Annotated in this window: 18 protein-coding genes; 17 read left to right on the forward strand and 1 reads right to left on the reverse strand. The window is 39.5% G+C overall.

What is annotated here, in order from left to right:
- Together acpS and QT76_RS00405 are read left to right on the forward strand one after the other, a co-directional pair.
- Entirely contained in the window at positions 1-360 is a 360-nt protein-coding gene (acpS, locus tag QT76_RS00400) for a holo-ACP synthase (RefSeq protein ID WP_033616097.1), read from the forward strand.
- Positions 361-557: 197 nt separating this feature from the next.
- Positions 558-2,936, forward strand: a complete 2,379-nt coding sequence (locus QT76_RS00405; RefSeq protein ID WP_033616098.1) for a TonB-dependent receptor family protein — start codon at positions 558-560, stop codon at positions 2,934-2,936.
- A gap of 10 nt (positions 2,937-2,946) precedes the next feature.
- Here QT76_RS00405 and QT76_RS00410 read toward each other — a convergent pair whose 3' ends face one another.
- A complete protein-coding gene (locus QT76_RS00410) occupies positions 2,947-3,567 on the reverse strand; it encodes a M48 family metallopeptidase (RefSeq protein ID WP_033616100.1) in 621 nt (206 codons plus the stop codon).
- An 81-nt stretch (positions 3,568-3,648) separates the two neighbouring features.
- Between QT76_RS00410 and QT76_RS00415 the strand changes: the two genes are divergently transcribed.
- From QT76_RS00415 to QT76_RS00485, 15 genes are all read left to right on the forward strand, one after another.
- The gene (locus tag QT76_RS00415) at positions 3,649-4,494 is read left to right on the forward strand and encodes a glycosyltransferase family 25 protein (protein WP_033616101.1); all 846 of its coding nucleotides are present in this window, start codon (positions 3,649-3,651) and stop codon (positions 4,492-4,494) included.
- 71 nt (positions 4,495-4,565) lie between these two features.
- Positions 4,566-5,600, forward strand: coding sequence for a bifunctional 3,4-dihydroxy-2-butanone 4-phosphate synthase/GTP cyclohydrolase II (locus QT76_RS00420; RefSeq protein WP_033616102.1), 1,035 nt, complete (start codon positions 4,566-4,568; stop codon positions 5,598-5,600).
- A gap of 180 nt (positions 5,601-5,780) precedes the next feature.
- Positions 5,781-6,527 carry a DUF3943 domain-containing protein gene (locus QT76_RS00425; RefSeq protein WP_229303887.1) on the forward strand — a complete coding sequence of 249 codons (747 nt, stop codon included), beginning with the start codon at positions 5,781-5,783 and terminating at the stop codon, positions 6,525-6,527.
- An 89-nt stretch (positions 6,528-6,616) separates the two neighbouring features.
- Positions 6,617-7,195 carry a GTP cyclohydrolase II gene (ribA, locus tag QT76_RS00430; protein WP_033616215.1) on the forward strand — a complete coding sequence of 193 codons (579 nt, stop codon included), beginning with the start codon at positions 6,617-6,619 and terminating at the stop codon, positions 7,193-7,195.
- 78 nt (positions 7,196-7,273) lie between these two features.
- Entirely contained in the window at positions 7,274-7,495 is a 222-nt protein-coding gene (locus tag QT76_RS00435; RefSeq protein WP_000230570.1) for a MoaD/ThiS family protein, read from the forward strand.
- Positions 7,496-7,933, forward strand: a complete 438-nt coding sequence (locus QT76_RS00440) for a molybdopterin synthase catalytic subunit (RefSeq protein ID WP_033616104.1) — start codon at positions 7,496-7,498, stop codon at positions 7,931-7,933. It begins immediately after the preceding gene.
- 12 nt (positions 7,934-7,945) lie between these two features.
- A complete protein-coding gene (mog, locus tag QT76_RS00445; protein ID WP_033616105.1) occupies positions 7,946-8,476 on the forward strand; it encodes a molybdopterin adenylyltransferase in 531 nt (176 codons plus the stop codon).
- Positions 8,477-8,485: 9 nt separating this feature from the next.
- On the forward strand, positions 8,486-8,962 hold the full coding sequence (moaC, locus tag QT76_RS00450; RefSeq protein WP_033616106.1) for a cyclic pyranopterin monophosphate synthase MoaC: 477 nt from the start codon (positions 8,486-8,488) through the stop codon (positions 8,960-8,962).
- A gap of 118 nt (positions 8,963-9,080) precedes the next feature.
- Positions 9,081-9,863, forward strand: coding sequence for a flagellar sheath lipoprotein HpaA (gene hpaA / locus QT76_RS00455; RefSeq protein WP_033616107.1), 783 nt, complete (start codon positions 9,081-9,083; stop codon positions 9,861-9,863).
- Between the two features lie 28 nt (positions 9,864-9,891).
- On the forward strand, positions 9,892-10,728 hold the full coding sequence (locus QT76_RS00460) for an outer membrane protein (RefSeq protein WP_033616108.1): 837 nt from the start codon (positions 9,892-9,894) through the stop codon (positions 10,726-10,728).
- Between the two features lie 109 nt (positions 10,729-10,837).
- Positions 10,838-12,193 carry a trigger factor gene (gene tig, locus QT76_RS00465; RefSeq protein ID WP_033616109.1) on the forward strand — a complete coding sequence of 452 codons (1,356 nt, stop codon included), beginning with the start codon at positions 10,838-10,840 and terminating at the stop codon, positions 12,191-12,193.
- Between the two features lie 20 nt (positions 12,194-12,213).
- Positions 12,214-12,801 carry an ATP-dependent Clp endopeptidase proteolytic subunit ClpP gene (gene clpP / locus QT76_RS00470; protein WP_000540576.1) on the forward strand — a complete coding sequence of 196 codons (588 nt, stop codon included), beginning with the start codon at positions 12,214-12,216 and terminating at the stop codon, positions 12,799-12,801.
- A gap of 4 nt (positions 12,802-12,805) precedes the next feature.
- A complete protein-coding gene (gene def / locus QT76_RS00475) occupies positions 12,806-13,330 on the forward strand; it encodes a peptide deformylase (RefSeq protein ID WP_001185872.1) in 525 nt (174 codons plus the stop codon).
- Positions 13,331-13,335: 5 nt separating this feature from the next.
- Positions 13,336-14,856: a YifB family Mg chelatase-like AAA ATPase gene (locus QT76_RS00480; RefSeq protein WP_033616110.1), complete on the forward strand. Its 1,521-nt coding sequence runs from the start codon at positions 13,336-13,338 to the stop codon at positions 14,854-14,856.
- A 24-nt stretch (positions 14,857-14,880) separates the two neighbouring features.
- The gene (locus tag QT76_RS00485; protein ID WP_033616111.1) at positions 14,881-16,941 is read left to right on the forward strand and encodes a heavy metal translocating P-type ATPase; all 2,061 of its coding nucleotides are present in this window, start codon (positions 14,881-14,883) and stop codon (positions 16,939-16,941) included.
- Positions 16,942-16,969 lie beyond the last annotated feature (28 nt).

Here is a 16,969-nt window from a genome sequence, read left to right on the forward strand (position 1 = left end):
ATGATTGGCGTAGATATTGTTTCTATTGCTAGGATAGAAAAGTGCGTGAAACGCTTCAAAATGAGGTTTTTAGAGCGTTTTTTATCGCCAAGCGAGATTCTTTTATGCAAGGATAAATCAAGCAGTATCGCCGGGTTTTTCGCGCTTAAAGAGGCTTGCTCTAAAGCCCTTCAAGTAGGCATTGGTAAGGAATTGAGCTTTTTAGACATGCATATTTCTAAAAGCCCTAAAAACGCCCCCTTAATCACCCTTTCCAAAGAAAAAATGGATTATTTTAATATCCAAAGCTTGAGCGCGAGCATCAGCCATGACGCTGGTTTTGCGATAGCGGTTGTGATGGTTTCTTCGTCAAATAGATAAATAACGCGCTCTAAAACCCCCTAACATTCTGTTTTAAAAAACGCTTAGTGGCTGTTTAAAAAACACTAAAAACCTTTTTCAAATCGTTTTGATAACAAATTGTAAATCAATAGAATCAAACTTCAAAATTTAAGTTAATTATAATAATTATTTTTATAGTATGCATCGGTTTGAATTAAATGAGAAAGGTTATCATAATGAATGGTTATTTGAGGGTAAAAACCCCGTATTTTTTAGCGTTATACACTTTGACTTTTTGGACTTTTAGTTCTTTTATGATCGCAAAAGATAAGCACCATTTTTTAAAAAAAGTTACAACCACCGAGCAAAAATTCAATTCCAGCGCCCCGCTTTCATGGCAAAGCGAAGAGGTGCGTAATTCCACAAGCTCTCGCACGGTGATTTCCAACAAAGAACTCAAAAAAACGGGTAATTTGAATATTGAAAACGCTTTGCAAAATGTGCCAGGGATTCAGATCAGAGACGCTACAGGCACGGGCGTGCTGCCTAAAATTTCGGTACGCGGTTTTGGTGGGGGCGGTAACGGGCATAGCAATACGGGCATGATTTTAGTCAATGGTATCCCCATTTATGGCGCGCCGTATTCTAATATTGAACTGGCGATTTTCCCTGTTACTTTCCAGTCAGTGGATAGGATTGATGTGATTAAAGGGGGTACGAGCGTGCAATACGGCCCTAACACTTTTGGAGGCGTGGTGAATATCATCACTAAAGAAATCCCAAAAGAGTGGGAAAATCAAGCAGCTGAAAGGATCACTTTTTGGGGGCGATCCTCTAATGGGAATTTTGTAGATCCCAAAGAAAAAGGCAAGCCTTTAGCCCAAACCTTAGGCAATCAGATGCTGTTTAACACTTATGGGCGAACGGCTGGAATGTTGGGTAAGTATATAGGCATTAGCGCCCAAGGCAATTGGATTAATGGGCAAGGTTTCAGGCAAAACAGCCCCACAAAGGTGCAAAACTACTTGCTTGATGCGATTTATAAGATCAATGCGACCAATACTTTTAAAGCTTATTACCAGTATTATCAATACAATTCTTACCATCCAGGCACTTTGAGTGCGCAAGATTATGCTTATAACCGATTCATTAATGAGCGCCCTGACAATCAAGATGGAGGGCGAGCCAAACGTTTTGGGATCGTGTATCAAAATTATTTTGGCGATCCGGATAGGAAAGTGGGGGGCGATTTTAAATTCACTTATTTCACGCATGACATGAGCAGGGATTTTGGCTTTTCTAACCAATACCAAAGCGTGTATATGAGCAGTCAAAATAAGATTTTACCCTTTAAAGGCAAGGGAGAAATTAGCGCGAAAAACCCTAATTGCGGTTTGTATTCTTATAGCGACACGAATAGCCCTTGTTGGCAATTTTTTGACAATATCCGCCGCTTCGTGGTGAATGCCTTTGAGCCAAAACTCAATCTTATCGTCAATACCGGTAAAATCAAACAAACTTTTAACATGGGAATGCGGTTTTTAACTGAAGATTTATACCGCCGATCCACCACCAGGAAAAACCCTAGTGTGCCTAATAATGGGAGTGGTTTTGATGCAGGAACTTCACTCAATAATTTCAACAATTATACCGCTGTGTATGCCAGCGATGAAATCAATTTCAATGACGGCATGCTAACGATCACGCCGGGATTGAGATACACTTTTTTAAATTACGAAAAAAAAGACGCTCCCCCTTTTAAAGAAGGCCAAACAGGAAAAACCATTAAAGATCGTTATAATCAGTGGAATCCGGCACTGAATGTCGGCTATAAACCCATTAAGGATTGGTTGTTTTATTTCAACTATCAAAGAAGCTACATTCCGCCACAGTTCAGCAATATCGGTAATTTTGTAGGCACAAGCACGGATTATTTTCAAATCTTTAATGTCATAGAAGGCGGCTCAAGATATTATTTCAACAATCAAGTGAGTTTTAACGCGAATTATTTTGTGATTTTTGCGAATAATTATTTTACCGGGCGCTACGGGGACAACAGAGAGCCGGTCAATGCGAGATCGCAAGGCGTGGAGCTAGAATTGTATTACACGCCTATTAGAGGGCTTAATTTCCATGCGGCTTACACTTTCATAGACGCTAATATCACCAGCCACACGATGGTAACTAACCCTGCTAATCCTAAAGGGCCTAAAAAAGATATTTTTGGCAAAAAACTCCCTTTTGTCAGCCCGCACCAATTCATTTTAGACGCGAGTTACACTTACGCCAAAACCACGATTGGGTTGAGCTCTTTCTTTTATAGCCGAACTTATACAGATGTGTTAAACACCGTGCCTTTCACAGAATACGCGCCCACGATTAAAAATGGGGCTATCACCACCAAAACAGCGGGCATGACGCCGTGGTATTGGGTGTGGAATTTGCAAATTTCTAGCGTTTTATGGGAACGCAAAAATCAAAGCGTTAGTGCGAGCTTGCAAATCAATAACATTTTTAACATGAAATATTGGTTTAGCGGGATAGGCACTAGCCCTAACGGGAAAGAAGCCGCGCCTCCTAGAAGCATCACAGCGTATGTGAGCTATCATTTTTAATGCTTAATCTTTAGGGCTGTAGTTGCTTAAGCAGTTGGGTGTAAAAAACAACCCTTTGTTTTAAATGCTCTCTTAGAGCGCGGTAATTAGGGCAAAAGGTTTGAACGCAACGCCAGAAATTTTGAGAATGGTTTTTGTGGATCGTGTGGGCGAGCTCATGGATGATGACATAATCAATCGCTTCTTTTTGGGCACAAACCAATAAAAGAGCGAAACTCAAGCGGTTATGATAAGAGCAGCTCCCTAAAACTTTGGCGTTGTTTCTAACACTAAAACCGGTATAGGAAGTTTGCATTTTTTGAGCGATTAAGGGGAGTTTTCGCTCCAAATAAGTTTTTAAGATTTTTTTAAGATCTGTTAGGGTGTAATCGTTGGCGTTTTTCACCTCATCAAACACAAGGATTTTATCCTTATAAGTGTTTAGGTGCGAGCGTAAGAGCGAGTGTTTTTCTTGCATCGCTAAAAGGGTTTTTTTTAGCCAAGCTTCTTGCTCTTTTAAAAAAGCGCTCGCCCTAGCTTGAGGGCAAGAATCAGGCATTTTGAGAATCACTTCTAAAGAGGGCGTGACATTCAAGCTCAAAGTTTTGATTTTTTTACTTTTTTGAATGGTAATAGGAATATCATCTAACATGGTGCGTATTTTACTAAAATTTGCGCTAGAATGTAAGTCTGTTTAACATTGATTTTATTTATATTAAGAATTAAGGCTAACATGCGTGTTTTTATTATTCATTTAAGCCCCAAAACCTGTCAAAACTTTTCTTTAAAAGAAACTCATATAACCCCCCTTTTAGAGAGCCTTAAACTTCAAGGGATCTCTTATGAAATTTTTGATGCGATCTATTCTAAAATCTCTCCCACTCAATTACACCCATTGGTCTTAGAGCATTTGCACCCTTCTTTTGCGGTTGGAGATTTGTTGGCTTTTTGTAAAAATAAAAAACACCCCCCTTGCGCGTTAAAAAATTTCTTTTACGCGCTCAAGCATTGCGGGAAGAGGATGGGGTTTGGGGAGCTTGGGTGCTATGCGAGCCATTATTTGTTGTGGCAAAAATGCATAGAGCTCAATGAAGCGATCTGTATTTTAGAAGATGATATTGTTTTAAAAGAGCGTTTTAAAGAGAGCCTAGAGTTTTGTTATAAACACATCAACGAGTTAGGCTATATCCGTTTGATGCATTTAGAAGAAAATGTGGCTAAACAAAAAACTTTTATTAAAGGGGTTTCTCAAATCTTACATTTTAAAGATGGCATTGGCACTCAAGGGTATGTTTTAGCCCCCAAAGCCGCACAAAAATTATTGAAATACAGCGCAAAAGAATGGGTGATGCCTATAGATTGCGTGATGGATAGGCATTATTGGCATGGGGTCAAAAACTATGTGTTAGAGGAATTTGCGATCGCTTGCGACGGGATGAACGCTCAAAACTCCAACACAGAAAAACAAAGGCCTAAAAAATTACCTTTAAGCATCAGGATTGGCCGTTTTTTGCATAAAAGCACAATTAAACAATGGAATATTTTGAAATCGTTTTTTCCTAATCATATAATCAAGTGATAATCGTTATTAAACATGCTATATTTCTTGTTTTTATAACACTCAATATTATTGAATAAAAGGGAGTTAGAATGATCTTAAGAAGAGTTACTGAAGCTTTAGAAGCGTATAAAAATGGCGAAATGCTCATTGTCATGGACGATGAAGACAGAGAAAATGAGGGGGATTTGGTTTTAGCCGGGATTTTTTCCACCCCTGAGAAGATCAATTTCATGGCCACGCATGCTAGGGGGTTGATTTGCGTGTCTTTGACCAAAGATTTAGCGAACAAATTTGAATTACCTCCTATGGTTAGCGTGAATGATTCTAACCATGAGACCGCTTTCACGGTTTCCATTGACGCTAAAGAAGCCAAAACCGGGATTTCTGCTTTTGAAAGGCATTTGACGATTGAATTATTGTGTAAAGACACCACCAAACCGAGTGATTTTGTGCGCCCGGGGCATATTTTCCCTTTGATCGCAAAAGATGGAGGCGTGCTAGCGCGCACCGGTCATACTGAAGCGAGCGTGGATTTGTGCAAATTAGCTGGATTAAAGCCCGTGAGCGTGATTTGTGAAATCATGAAAGAAGACGGATCTATGGCGAGGAGAGGGGATAAATTTTTGAGCGACTTTGCCCTTAAGCACAACCTTAAAACCCTCTACGTCTCTGATTTGATTAGCTATCGTTTGGAAAATGAAAGTTTATTGAAAATGTTTTGCCAAGAAGAGAGAGAATTTTTAAAACACCAAACTCAATGCTACACTTTTTTAGACCACCAGCAAAAAAACCATTACGCTTTTAAATTTAAAGGCGTAAAAACCCATGATTTAGCCCCTTTAGTGCGTTTCCACCCTATCAAAGAGGATTTTGATTTTTTGACGACTGACGCGTTTGAAGTGTTTTTTAAAGCGTTAGAATATTTGAAGCGCGAAGGGGGTTATTTGATCTTTATGAACACGCATTCCAAAGAAAACAATATCGTTAAAGATTTTGGGATTGGGGCGTTAGTGTTAAAAAATTTGGGGATAAAGGATTTTAGGCTTTTAAGCTCTTCTGAAGACAGGCAGTATAAGGCTTTGAGCGGGTTTGGGCTTAAGCTTGTAGAAACGATTAGCCTCTAGAGGCTTGTTGAGCTTCATTGAATGTGTTGTAATGTTTTTAAGGTATAATAAACTCTTTTTAAGTCAAGCAATAAAGTTTGCAACCTGATGAGAGTAATAATAGAGTTTATGCTGATTTCATTAAAAACATTCCTAAAAATATTATTGAAAATATTCCTAAAAACCTTCCAAAAGATTTGGATGGTTTGCGTTATTATTTGGGGGTTAGGCTGTAGTTTTTTAAACGCTAACAGCATTCAATTAGAAGAAACGCTCAAACGAAGCCCTAAAAATCTTATTTGGCAACACTTTAAAAAGAAGTTTAAAAAGAGCAATACGATCCCTTATGCCCCAAATAGCCGTTGGAAATATTTAGGCGCAAGTATTGGGATTTTGGGCGTGTCGTTGGTGATAGGGATTGTGGGGTTGTATCTCATGCCAGAGAGCGTAACGAATTGGGATAAAGAAAAGTTTGGTGTCAAAAGCTGGTTTGAAAATGTCCGCATGGGGCCAAAACTGGACAATGATAGTTTTATTTTCAATGAAATTTTGCACCCTTATTTTGGGGCTATGTATTATATGCAACCGCGCATGGCTGGGTTTGGCTGGATGGCATCAGCGTTTTTTTCTTTTATCACTTCCACGCTTTTTTGGGAATATGGCTTGGAAGCGTTTGTGGAAGTGCCTAGCTGGCAGGATTTAGTGATCACGCCTTTATTAGGCTCTATTTTAGGGGAAGGGTTTTACCAGCTCACGCGCTATATCCAACGCAACCAAGGCAAGCTTTTTGGCTCTTTATTTTTAGGGCGTTTGGTTATCGCTCTTATGGATCCTATCGGCTTTGTGATTAGGGATTTAGGGCTTGGGGAAGCTTTAGGGATTTATAATAAACATGAAATCCGTTCTAATTTAAGCCCCAATGGCTTGAATTTGACTTACAAATTTTAAGAGCTTAAAATTTAAGAAAATTATAAAGAGTTTTGATAGAATACCTTTTTTTAAAAGATGCGTTTTTAAAACTAATTTTAGGAGTATCCTTGAAACGATTAGAAGTCTCTAACCAAGCCAAATTACCCACTCAATTTGGGGAGTTTTATATCCAGTGTTTTAGAGAAAAGGGTTCTAATGGCTCTAAAGATCATTTAGTCATTTTCACCCCTAATTTTTCTCAAAACCCCTTAGTGCGTTTGCATTCAGAATGCTTAACGGGTGATGCTCTAGGCTCTCAAAAATGCGATTGCGGAGGGGCGTTGCAAATGGCGTTAGAAAGGATTTCTAAAGAAGGGGGACTAGTGATTTATTTGCGCCAAGAAGGGCGTGGGATAGGGCTATTTAACAAAGTCAATGCCTACGCTTTGCAAGATAAGGGCTATGATACCATTCAAGCCAATGAAATGATAGGGTTTAAAGACGATGAAAGGGATTATAGTGTTGCGGGTGAAATTTTAGAATACTACCATATTAAAAAAATGCGCTTACTCACAAACAACCCTAAAAAGATCGTCGCTTTAGAAAAATACGCTGAGGTAACAAGAGAGAGCTTGATCGTGTGCGCTAATGAACACAATCAAGGGTATTTGGAAGTTAAAAAGCTCAAAATGGGGCATTTATTGTGAGAACTAAAAGCACTTTTCAAAGAGGTTTTAAAAATATTTAAAATCATGCTTTAAAAGGTGCAATATAGGGGTAAGATAATGGTAGAAGTGCGATTTTTTGGACCCATAAAAGAAGAAAATTTTTTCATCAAAGCGAATGATTTGAAGGAATTAAGAGCGATTTTACAAGAAAAAGAGGGCCTAAAAGAGTGGTTGGGCGTTTGCGCGATAGCCCTTAATGATCACTTGATAGACAATTTGGATACGCCTTTAAAAGATGGCGATGTGATCAGTTTATTACCACCGGTTTGTGGGGGCTAGGTGTTAAAAATCGTTCAAGGGGCATTGGATACTAGCGAGCTTTTGAAAGCCTACCAAGAGGAAGCTTGCGCGAAAAACTTTGGAGCGTTTTGTGTGTTTGTGGGGATTGTGAGAAAAGAGGGTAACATTCAAGGCTTGAGTTTTGATATTTATGAAGCGTTGTTAAAGACTTGGTTTGAAAAATGGCGCCATAAAGCCAAAGACTTGGGCGTGGTGTTAAAAATGGCGCACAGCCTGGGCGATGTTTTGATAGGGCAAAGCTCATTTTTATGCGTTTTAATGGGAAAGAATAGAAAAAACGCTTTAGAACTATACCAAGATTTTATTGAAGATTTTAAGCGTAACGCCCCTATTTGGAAATACGATTTGATTGATAATAAACGCATTTACGCTAAAGAAAGAAGCCACCCTTTAAAAGGGAGTGGGCTTTTAGCTTAAAAAGGAGTTAAAATGCAAACGATTCATATAGGCGTTTTGAGCGCGAGCGATAGAGCGTCAAAAGGGATTTATGAAGATTTAAGCGGCAAGGCGATACAAGAAGTGATGAGCGAATACCTGCTCAATCCTTTAGAATTTCATTATGAAATTGTCGCTGATGAAAGGGATTTGATTGAAAAATCGCTGATTAAAATGTGCGATGAATACCAATGCGATCTAGTCGTTACTACAGGAGGCACAGGCCCTGCTTTAAGAGACATAACCCCAGAAGCCACAGAAAAAGTGTGCCAAAAAATGCTTCCTGGTTTTGGAGAGCTTATGCGAATGACTAGCTTAAAATATGTGCCTACAGCGATCCTGTCGCGCCAGAGCGCTGGCATCAGGAATAAGAGCTTGATTGTCAATCTCCCTGGTAAGCCAAAAAGCATTAGAGAATGCTTAGAAGCGGTTTTTCCAGCGATTCCTTATTGCGTGGATTTGATTTTAGGGAATTGCATGCAAGTGAATGAAAAAAACATTCAAGCGTTTCGCCCCAAACAATAGGATAAAAAAATGCCGCTCACTCATTTGAATGGAGAAAATCAGCCTAAAATGGTGGATATAGGGGATAAGGAAACCACTGAAAGAATCGCTCTAGCAAGCGGTCGTATCAGCATGAATAAAGAGGCTTATGACGCTATTATCAATCATGGCGTTAAAAAGGGTCCGGTGTTACAGACTGCTATTATTGCTGGGATTATGGCGGCTAAAAAGACAAGCGAGCTCATTCCCATGTGCCATTCAATCATGCTCAATGGGGTGGATATTGATATTTTAGAAGAAAAAGAGACTTGCAGTTTTAAACTCTATGCGAGAGTCAAAACTCAAGCTAAAACGGGCGTAGAAATGGAAGCGCTAATGAGTGTGAGCATAGGGCTTTTAACCATTTATGACATGGTGAAAGCCATTGACAAGAGCATGACAATTAGCGGTGTGATGTTGGAGCATAAAAGTGGAGGCAAAAGCGGGGATTATAACGCTAAAAAATAGAAAAAAACTGATAATCTAAAGATGTTAGGGTAAAATAACATTTTGACAACAAAAGCGTGTTGGTTGCTTCGGGTTTGTTGTTATAGAAGTCTAAAATATTACAATCAAGGATAGAACGATGAAAACAAATGGTCATTTTAAGGATTTTGCATGGAAAAAATGCCTTTTAGGCGCGAGCGTGGTGGCTTTATTAGTGGGGTGTAGCCCGCATATTATTGAAACCAATGAAGTCGCTTTGAAATTGAATTACCATCCAGCTAGCGAGAAGGTTCAAGCGTTAGATGAAAAGATTTTACTTTTAAAGCCAGCTTTCCAATACAGCGATAATATTGCTAAAGAGTATGAAAACAAATTCAAAAATCAAACCACGCTTAAGGTTGAAGAGATCTTGCAAAATCAGGGCTACAAGGTTATCAATGTGGATAGCAGCGATAAAGACGATTTTTCTTTTGCGCAAAAAAAAGAAGGGTATTTGGCTGTCGCTATGAATGGCGAAATTGTTTTACGCCCCGATCCTAAAAGAACCATACAGAAAAAATCAGAACCCGGGTTATTATTCTCTACCGGTTTGGATAAAATGGAAGGGGTTTTAATCCCGGCCGGTTTTGTCAAGGTTACCATACTAGAGCCTATGAGTGGGGAATCTTTAGATTCCTTTACGATGGATTTGAGCGAGTTAGACATTCAAGAAAAATTCTTAAAAACCACCCATTCAAGCCATAGCGGAGGGTTAGTTAGCACTATGGTTAAGGGGACGGATAATTCTAATGACGCGATCAAGAGCGCTTTGAACAAGATTTTTGCAAGCATCATGCAAGAAATAGACAAAAAACTCACTCAAAAGAATTTAGAATCTTATCAAAAAGACGCCAAAGAATTAAAAGGCAAAAGAAACCGATAAAGACAAATAACGCATAAGAAAAGAACGCTTGAACAAACTGCTTAAAGGGGGTGTTTTAGCGTTCTTTTTGAGCGTGTATTTAAGGGCTGATGATCTGGTTACTTATACCATCATCAAAGAAAAAGATCTAGGATACCAGCGGTTTTTAGCCAAGAAGTGTTTAAGGGGCAAAACCCACCCCCCATGTTTTACTGAGCCTAAAAAGCCCAAAAGAAAACTTTTTAACATAGACAAAAGCTCCCATTATTATGGCACAAGCGTGGTGCAAATGTCATGGCTACAGAGTAGGGAAAAATTTGAAAACCATTCAAAATACCGAGACATTCCTTTTGCTGAAGTCAGTTTGATTTATGGCTATAAACAATTTTTTCCTAAAAAAGAGCGCTATGGTTTGCGTTTTTATATTTCTTTGGATTATGCTTATGGGTTTTTTCTTAAAAATAAGGGCATATTGGGCGATAGTTTGAGGGAGAGTTCACAAATCCCTAAAAGCTATAGAGAAAAATTGCAAAGAAAAGAGACTTTTATTAACGCTATTTTTTATGGCGCGGGAGCTGACTTTTTATACAAACGCGCTTTTGGAACGCTGATTTTAGGGATGAATTTCGTGGGAGAAACCTGGTTTTATGAAACAAAGATTTTTAAAAAGTGGGCTAAAGATCCTTTGAGCGTTTATCACCCTTACATGTTTCAAGTGATGTTGAATGTGGGGTATCGTTACCGCTTTTCAAGGTATAAGAATTGGGCGATAGAATTTGGCGCACGCATCCCTTTTTTAACCAATGATTATTTTAAAACCCCTTTATACACCCTTCATTTCAAGCGCAATATTTCTGTCTATCTCACTTCAACTTATGATTTTTAGTTTTTTAAATTTTTGAAAACCAGAATTAACCGCTTTTTATAAACTAGAATTAAAACAAATTAAGATATAATGATACAAAAATTTAATTTTTTAGCCATTAAGGAAAAAAATGAATCTTGAAGTGAAAAAGATTGACACCGCTAACGCCCATTTGAGCGCTAAACCTTCCATTGAAAATTTAGAAAAGCGTTATGATAAAATCGCTCAAAAAATCGCCCAAAAAGTTAAGATTGATGGCTTTAGAAGAGGTAAAGTCCCCCTTAGTTTAGTGAAAACCCGTTATCAAGCCCAAATTGAACAAGACGCTCAAGAAGAGATGATCCAAGAGGTTTTAAAAAACGCTCTTAAAGAATTAGGGATTGAAAATAAGGATCTCATCGGTAGCCCCAATTTCACTAAATTTGAAAAAAAAGATGTGCATTTTGAAATAGAAGCGGACATCGGCTTAAAACCCACGATTGTTTTAGACAAGATCAAAGAGTGCGTGCCTAGCGTGGGAGTGGAAATTCCAAATGAAGAAAAAATTAATGAGCGTTTGAAACAGCTCGCTAAAGACTATGCGAAATTTGTGGATGCTGACGCTCAAAGAAAGGCTCAAAACGACGATAAATTGACGATTGATTTTGAAGGCTTTATAGATAATGCGCCTTTTGAAGGGGGCAAGGCTGAGAATTTCAGTTTGATTTTAGGCAATAAGCAAATGCTAGAAGATTTTGAAAAGGCTCTTTTAGGCATGCAAGCTAGCGAAGAAAAAGAATTCCCTTTGACTTTCCCTAGCGGATACCACGCAGAGCATTTAGCCGGCAAAGAAGCCCTTTTTAAAGTGAAATTGCACCAGATTCAAGCGCGTGAAGTGTTAGAAATCAATGACGAACTCGCTAAAATCGTGCTAGCCAATGAAGAGAATGCGACTTTAAAGCTTTTAAAAGAAAGGGTTAAAGGGCAGTTGTTTTTAGAAAATAAAGCCAGACTCTATAACGAAGAGTTGAAAGAAAAATTGATTGAAAATTTAGATGAAAAGATCGTTTTTGATTTGCCTAAAACGATCATAGAGCAAGAAATGGATTTGTTATTCAGGAACGCTCTTTATTCCATGCAAGCTGAGGAAGTCAAATCCTTACAAGAAAGTCAAGAAAAAGCCAAAGAAAAGCGTGAAAGTTTTAGGAATGATGCGACAAAAAGCGTGAAAATCACTTTCGTCATTGACGCTTTAGCGAAGGAAGAAAAGATTGGCGTGCATGACAATGAAGTCTTTCAAACCTTGTATTATGAAGCGATGATGACAGGGCAAAACCCAGAAAGTCTCATTGAACAATACCGCAAAAATAACATGTTAGCGGCGGTGAAAATGGCGATGATTGAAGATCGGGTGCTGACTTATTTGTTAGATAAAAACCTGCCTAAAGAGCAGCAAGAAATTTTGGAAAAAATGAGGCCTAACGCTCAAAAAACTCAAGTGGGTTAAACAATTAAAAGGGAAAAATGATGGGATACATTCCTTATGTAATAGAAAATACAGAGCGTGGCGAACGCAGTTATGATATTTACTCACGCCTTTTAAAGGATCGCATCGTTTTATTGAGCGGTGAAATTAATGACAGCGTGGCGTCTTCTATCGTGGCCCAACTCTTGTTTTTGGAAGCCGAAGACCCTGAAAAAGACATTGGCTTGTATATCAATTCTCCCGGTGGGGTGATAACAAGTGGTCTTAGCATTTATGACACCATGAATTTTATCCGCCCTGATGTTTCCACGATTTGCATCGGTCAAGCGGCTTCTATGGGGGCGTTTTTACTGAGCTGTGGGGCTAAGGGCAAGCGCTTTTCACTGCCCCATTCAAGGATTATGATCCACCAGCCTTTAGGGGGGGCTCAAGGGCAAGCGAGCGATATTGAAATCATTTCTAACGAAATTCTCAGGCTTAAAGGCTTGATGAATTCTATTTTGGCTCAAAACTCAGGGCAGAGTTTGGAACAAATCGCTAAAGACACGGACAGGGATTTTTACATGAGCGCTAAAGAAGCTAAAGAGTATGGCTTGATTGATAAAGTGTTACAGAAAAATGTGAAGTGATTGCATGGCGTTATTAGAGATTATCCATTACCCTTCTAAAATCTTAAGAACGATTTCTAAAGAGGTCGTTTCTTTTGATTCAAAACTCCACCAACAACTAGATGACATGCATGAGACTATGATCGCTAGTGAGGGGATAGGGTTAGCCGCTATTCAAGTGGGTTTGCCTTTAAGAATGCTTATTATCAATCTCCCACGAGAAGACGGCGTGCAACACAAAGAAGACTGCTTGGAAATCATTAACCCTAAGTTTATAGAAACTGGGGGGTCAATGATGTATAGAGAAGGGTGCTTGTCTGTGCCGGGATTTTATGAAGAAGTGGAGCGTTTTGAAAAGGTTAAGATAGAGTATCAAAACCGCTTCGCTGAAGTGAAAATTTTAGAAGCGAGCGAGCTTTTAGCGGTAGCCATTCAGCATGAGATAGATCACCTCAATGGTGTGTTATTCGTGGATAAATTATCCATTTTGAAGCGTAAGAAATTTGAAAAAGAACTCAAAGAGCTGCAAAAAAAACAAAAACACAAGTAACCACCATGATTAACACGATATTTTGCGCGACCATGCAAAGGGGGGTGGCAGAAATCGTGGCTGTGGAGGCGACTTTCACAAGGGCTTTGCCGGCGTTTGTGATTTCAGGCCTGGCTAATAACTCTATCCAAGAAGCTAAACAGAGGGTCCAATCGGCTTTACAGAATAACGATTTCACTTTCCCGCCTTTAAAAATCACCATCAACCTTTCCCCCTCAGATTTGCCTAAATCCGGGAGCCATTTTGATTTGCCTATCGCTCTTTTAATCGCTTTGCAAAAACAAGAATTGGCTTTTAAAGAGTGGTTTGCTTTTGGGGAGTTAGGGCTTGATGGCAAGATCAAACCCAACCCTAACATTTTCCCCATGCTATTAGACATTGCCATTAAACGCCCCCATGCTAAAGTCATTGCGCCTAAAGCGAATGAGGAGCTTTTTTCGCTCATCCCTAATTTGCAATGTTTTTTTGTGGAGCATTTTAAAGAAGCTTTAGAAATCTTGCAAAACCCTGAAATCAAAGCAGACACCCACACAAAAAAACTACCCTTTAAAACGATAGAATTGAACGATAAAGAGTATTATTTTTCAGACGCCTATGCCTTAGATTTTAAAGAAGTTAAGGGGCAAGCTGTCGCTAAAGAAGCCGCTTTGATCGCTAGCGCTGGGTTTCATAATTTGATTTTAGAGGGAAGTCCAGGGTGTGGGAAAAGCATGATTATTAATCGCATGCGTTATATCTTGCCTCCATTAAGCCTGAATGAAATCTTAGAAGCGACAAAATTACGCATTTTAAGCGAGCAAGACAGCGCCTATTACCCCTTAAGGAGCTTTAGAAACCCTCACCAGAGCGCTTCAAAATCCAGCATTTTAGGCTCAAGCTCTCTAAGAGAGCCAAAACCCGGCGAAATCGCGCTAGCGCATAACGGCATGCTTTTTTTTGATGAATTGCCTCATTTTAAAAAGGATATTTTAGAAGCTTTGAGAGAGCCTTTAGAAAACAATAAATTGGTGGTTTCACGAGTGCATAGCAAGATTGAATACGACACCTCTTTTTTATTTGTAGGGGCTCAAAACCCTTGCTTGTGCGGGAATTTACTCAGCACCACCAAAGCATGCCGTTGCCAAGATAGAGAAATCACGCAGTATAAAAACCGCTTGAGCGAGCCTTTTTTGGATAGGATTGATTTGTTCGTGCAAATGGAAGAGGGGAATTATAAAGACACGCCGTCGCATTCTTGGACTTCAAAAGAGATGCATCAATTAGTATTATTAGCTTTCAAACAGCAAAAGTTAAGGAAACAGAGCGCTTTTAATGGTAAGCTTAATGAAGAGCAGATCGAACGATTTTGCCCTTTAAACGCTGAAGCAAAAAAGTTGTTAGAGCAGGCGGTTGAAAGGTTTAATCTGTCCATGCGTTCTGTTAATAAGGTCAAAAAGGTCGCTAGGACGATTGCGGATTTAAACGCTTGCGAGGATATAGAAAAAACTCATGTGCTTAAAGCGCTGAGTTTTAGAAAGATTTCTTAAAAGGATTTTTATAAGGGAGAGAAAATGCAAGAATACCACATTCACAATTTGGATTGCCCTGATTGCGCGGCTAAATTAGAAAGGGATTTAAACAAACTGGACTATGTGAAAAAGGCTCAAATCAATTTCAGCACCAGTAAGCTGTTTTTGGATACGAGCGATTTTGAAAAGGTTAAGGCTTTCATCAAGCAAAACGAACCGCATTTGAGCCTGTCTTTTAAAGAGGCCGCAGAAAAGCCCTTGAGTTTTACCCCACTCATCATTACGATCGCTGTCTTTTTAGGCGCGATTTTAATCTTACACCTAAACCCTAGCCCTTTCATTGAAAAGGCTATGTTTTTCGTGTTGGCTTTAGTGTATTTAGTGAGCGGTAAAGATGTGATTTTAGGGGCGTTTCGTGGGCTTAGAAAAGGGCAATTTTTTGATGAAAACGCTTTGATGCTCATTGCGACTATTGCGGCTTTTTGCGTGGGGGCTTATGAAGAGAGCGTGTCTATTATGGTGTTTTATTCAGCGGGCGAATTTTTGCAAAAACTCGCTATCGCTCGCTCTAAAAAATCCCTTAAGGCTTTAGTGGATGTCGCTCCTAATTTAGCTTATTTGAAAAAGGGCGATGCATTAGTGGGTGTCGCGCCTGAAGATTTAAGAATTAATGACATTGTGGTGGTGAAAGTCGGCGAAAAAGTGCCTGTGGATGGCGTGGTAGTTAAGGGCGAAAGTTTGCTAGATGAAAGGGCGTTGAGTGGGGAGTCTATGCCTGTTAATGTTAGCGAACGCTCTAAAGTTTTAGGGGGGAGCTTGAATCTAAAAGCGGTCCTTGAAATTCAAGTAGAAAAACTTTATAAAGATTCTTCTATCGCTAAAGTGGTGGATTTAGTCCAACAAGCCACGAATGAAAAGAGCGAAACGGAGAAATTTATCACTAAATTTTCACGCTACTACACCCCAAGCGTTTTATTCATTGCCTTAATGATCGCTATATTACCGCCCTTGTTTTCTATGGGGAGCTTTGATGAGTGGATTTATAGGGGGCTTGTGGCTTTAATGGTGAGCTGTCCTTGCGCGTTAGTGATTTCTGTGCCTTTAGGGTATTTTGGAGGCGTGGGAGCAGCGAGCAGAAAGGGCATTTTAATGAAAGGCGTGCATGTTTTAGAGGTGCTTACCCAAGTTAAAAGCATCGCTTTTGATAAAACCGGCACTTTGACTAAAGGCGTTTTTAAAGTAACAGATATTGTGCCACAAAACGGGCATTCTAAAGAAGAAGTTTTGCATTACGCTTCTTGTTCGCAGCTTTTATCCACGCACCCTATCGCTTTATCCATTCAAAAAGCATGCGAAGAAATGCTAAAGGACGATAAGCACCAGCATGACATTAAAAATTATGAAGAATTGAGCGGGATGGGGGTTAAAGCGCAATGCCATACGGATCTAATCATCGCAGGGAATGAAAAAATGCTCGATCAATTCCATATCGCGCACAGCCCTTCCAAAGAAAACGGCACGATCGTGCATGTGGCTTTTAACCAAACTTATGTGGGCTATATCGTCATTAGCGATGAGATTAAAGATGACGCCATAGAGTGCTTAAGGGATTTAAAAGCGCAAGGGATAGAAAATTTTTGCATTTTGAGCGGGGACAGAAAAAGCGCGACTGAGAGCATCGCTCAAACTCTAGGCTGTGAATATCATGCGAGCTTGTTGCCTGAAGAAAAAACGAGCGTGTTTAAAACTTTTAAAGAACGCTATAAAGCCCCGGCGATTTTTGTAGGCGATGGCATCAATGACGCTCCAACTCTAGCGAGCGCTGATGTGGGGATTGGCATGGGGAAAGGCTCAGAATTGAGCAAGCAAAGTGCAGACATTGTGATCACCAATGACTCCTTAAGCTCTTTAGTGAAAGTTTTAGCGATCGCTAAAAAAACGAAAAGCATTATTTGGCAAAATATCTTGTTCGCTTTAGGGATTAAAGCCGTTTTTATCGTGCTAGGGCTTATGGGGGTAGCGAGCTTGTGGGAAGCAGTCTTTGGCGATGTGGGGGTTACGCTTTTAGCCTTAGCCAACTCCATGCGCGCGATGAGGGCTTAAAGCCTTGATCGTATCATTAGCCATTTAG

It is taken from the genome of Helicobacter pylori SA37A (assembly GCF_000476015.1).
In the GTDB taxonomy this organism is placed as follows: domain Bacteria; phylum Campylobacterota; class Campylobacteria; order Campylobacterales; family Helicobacteraceae; genus Helicobacter; species Helicobacter pylori_DB.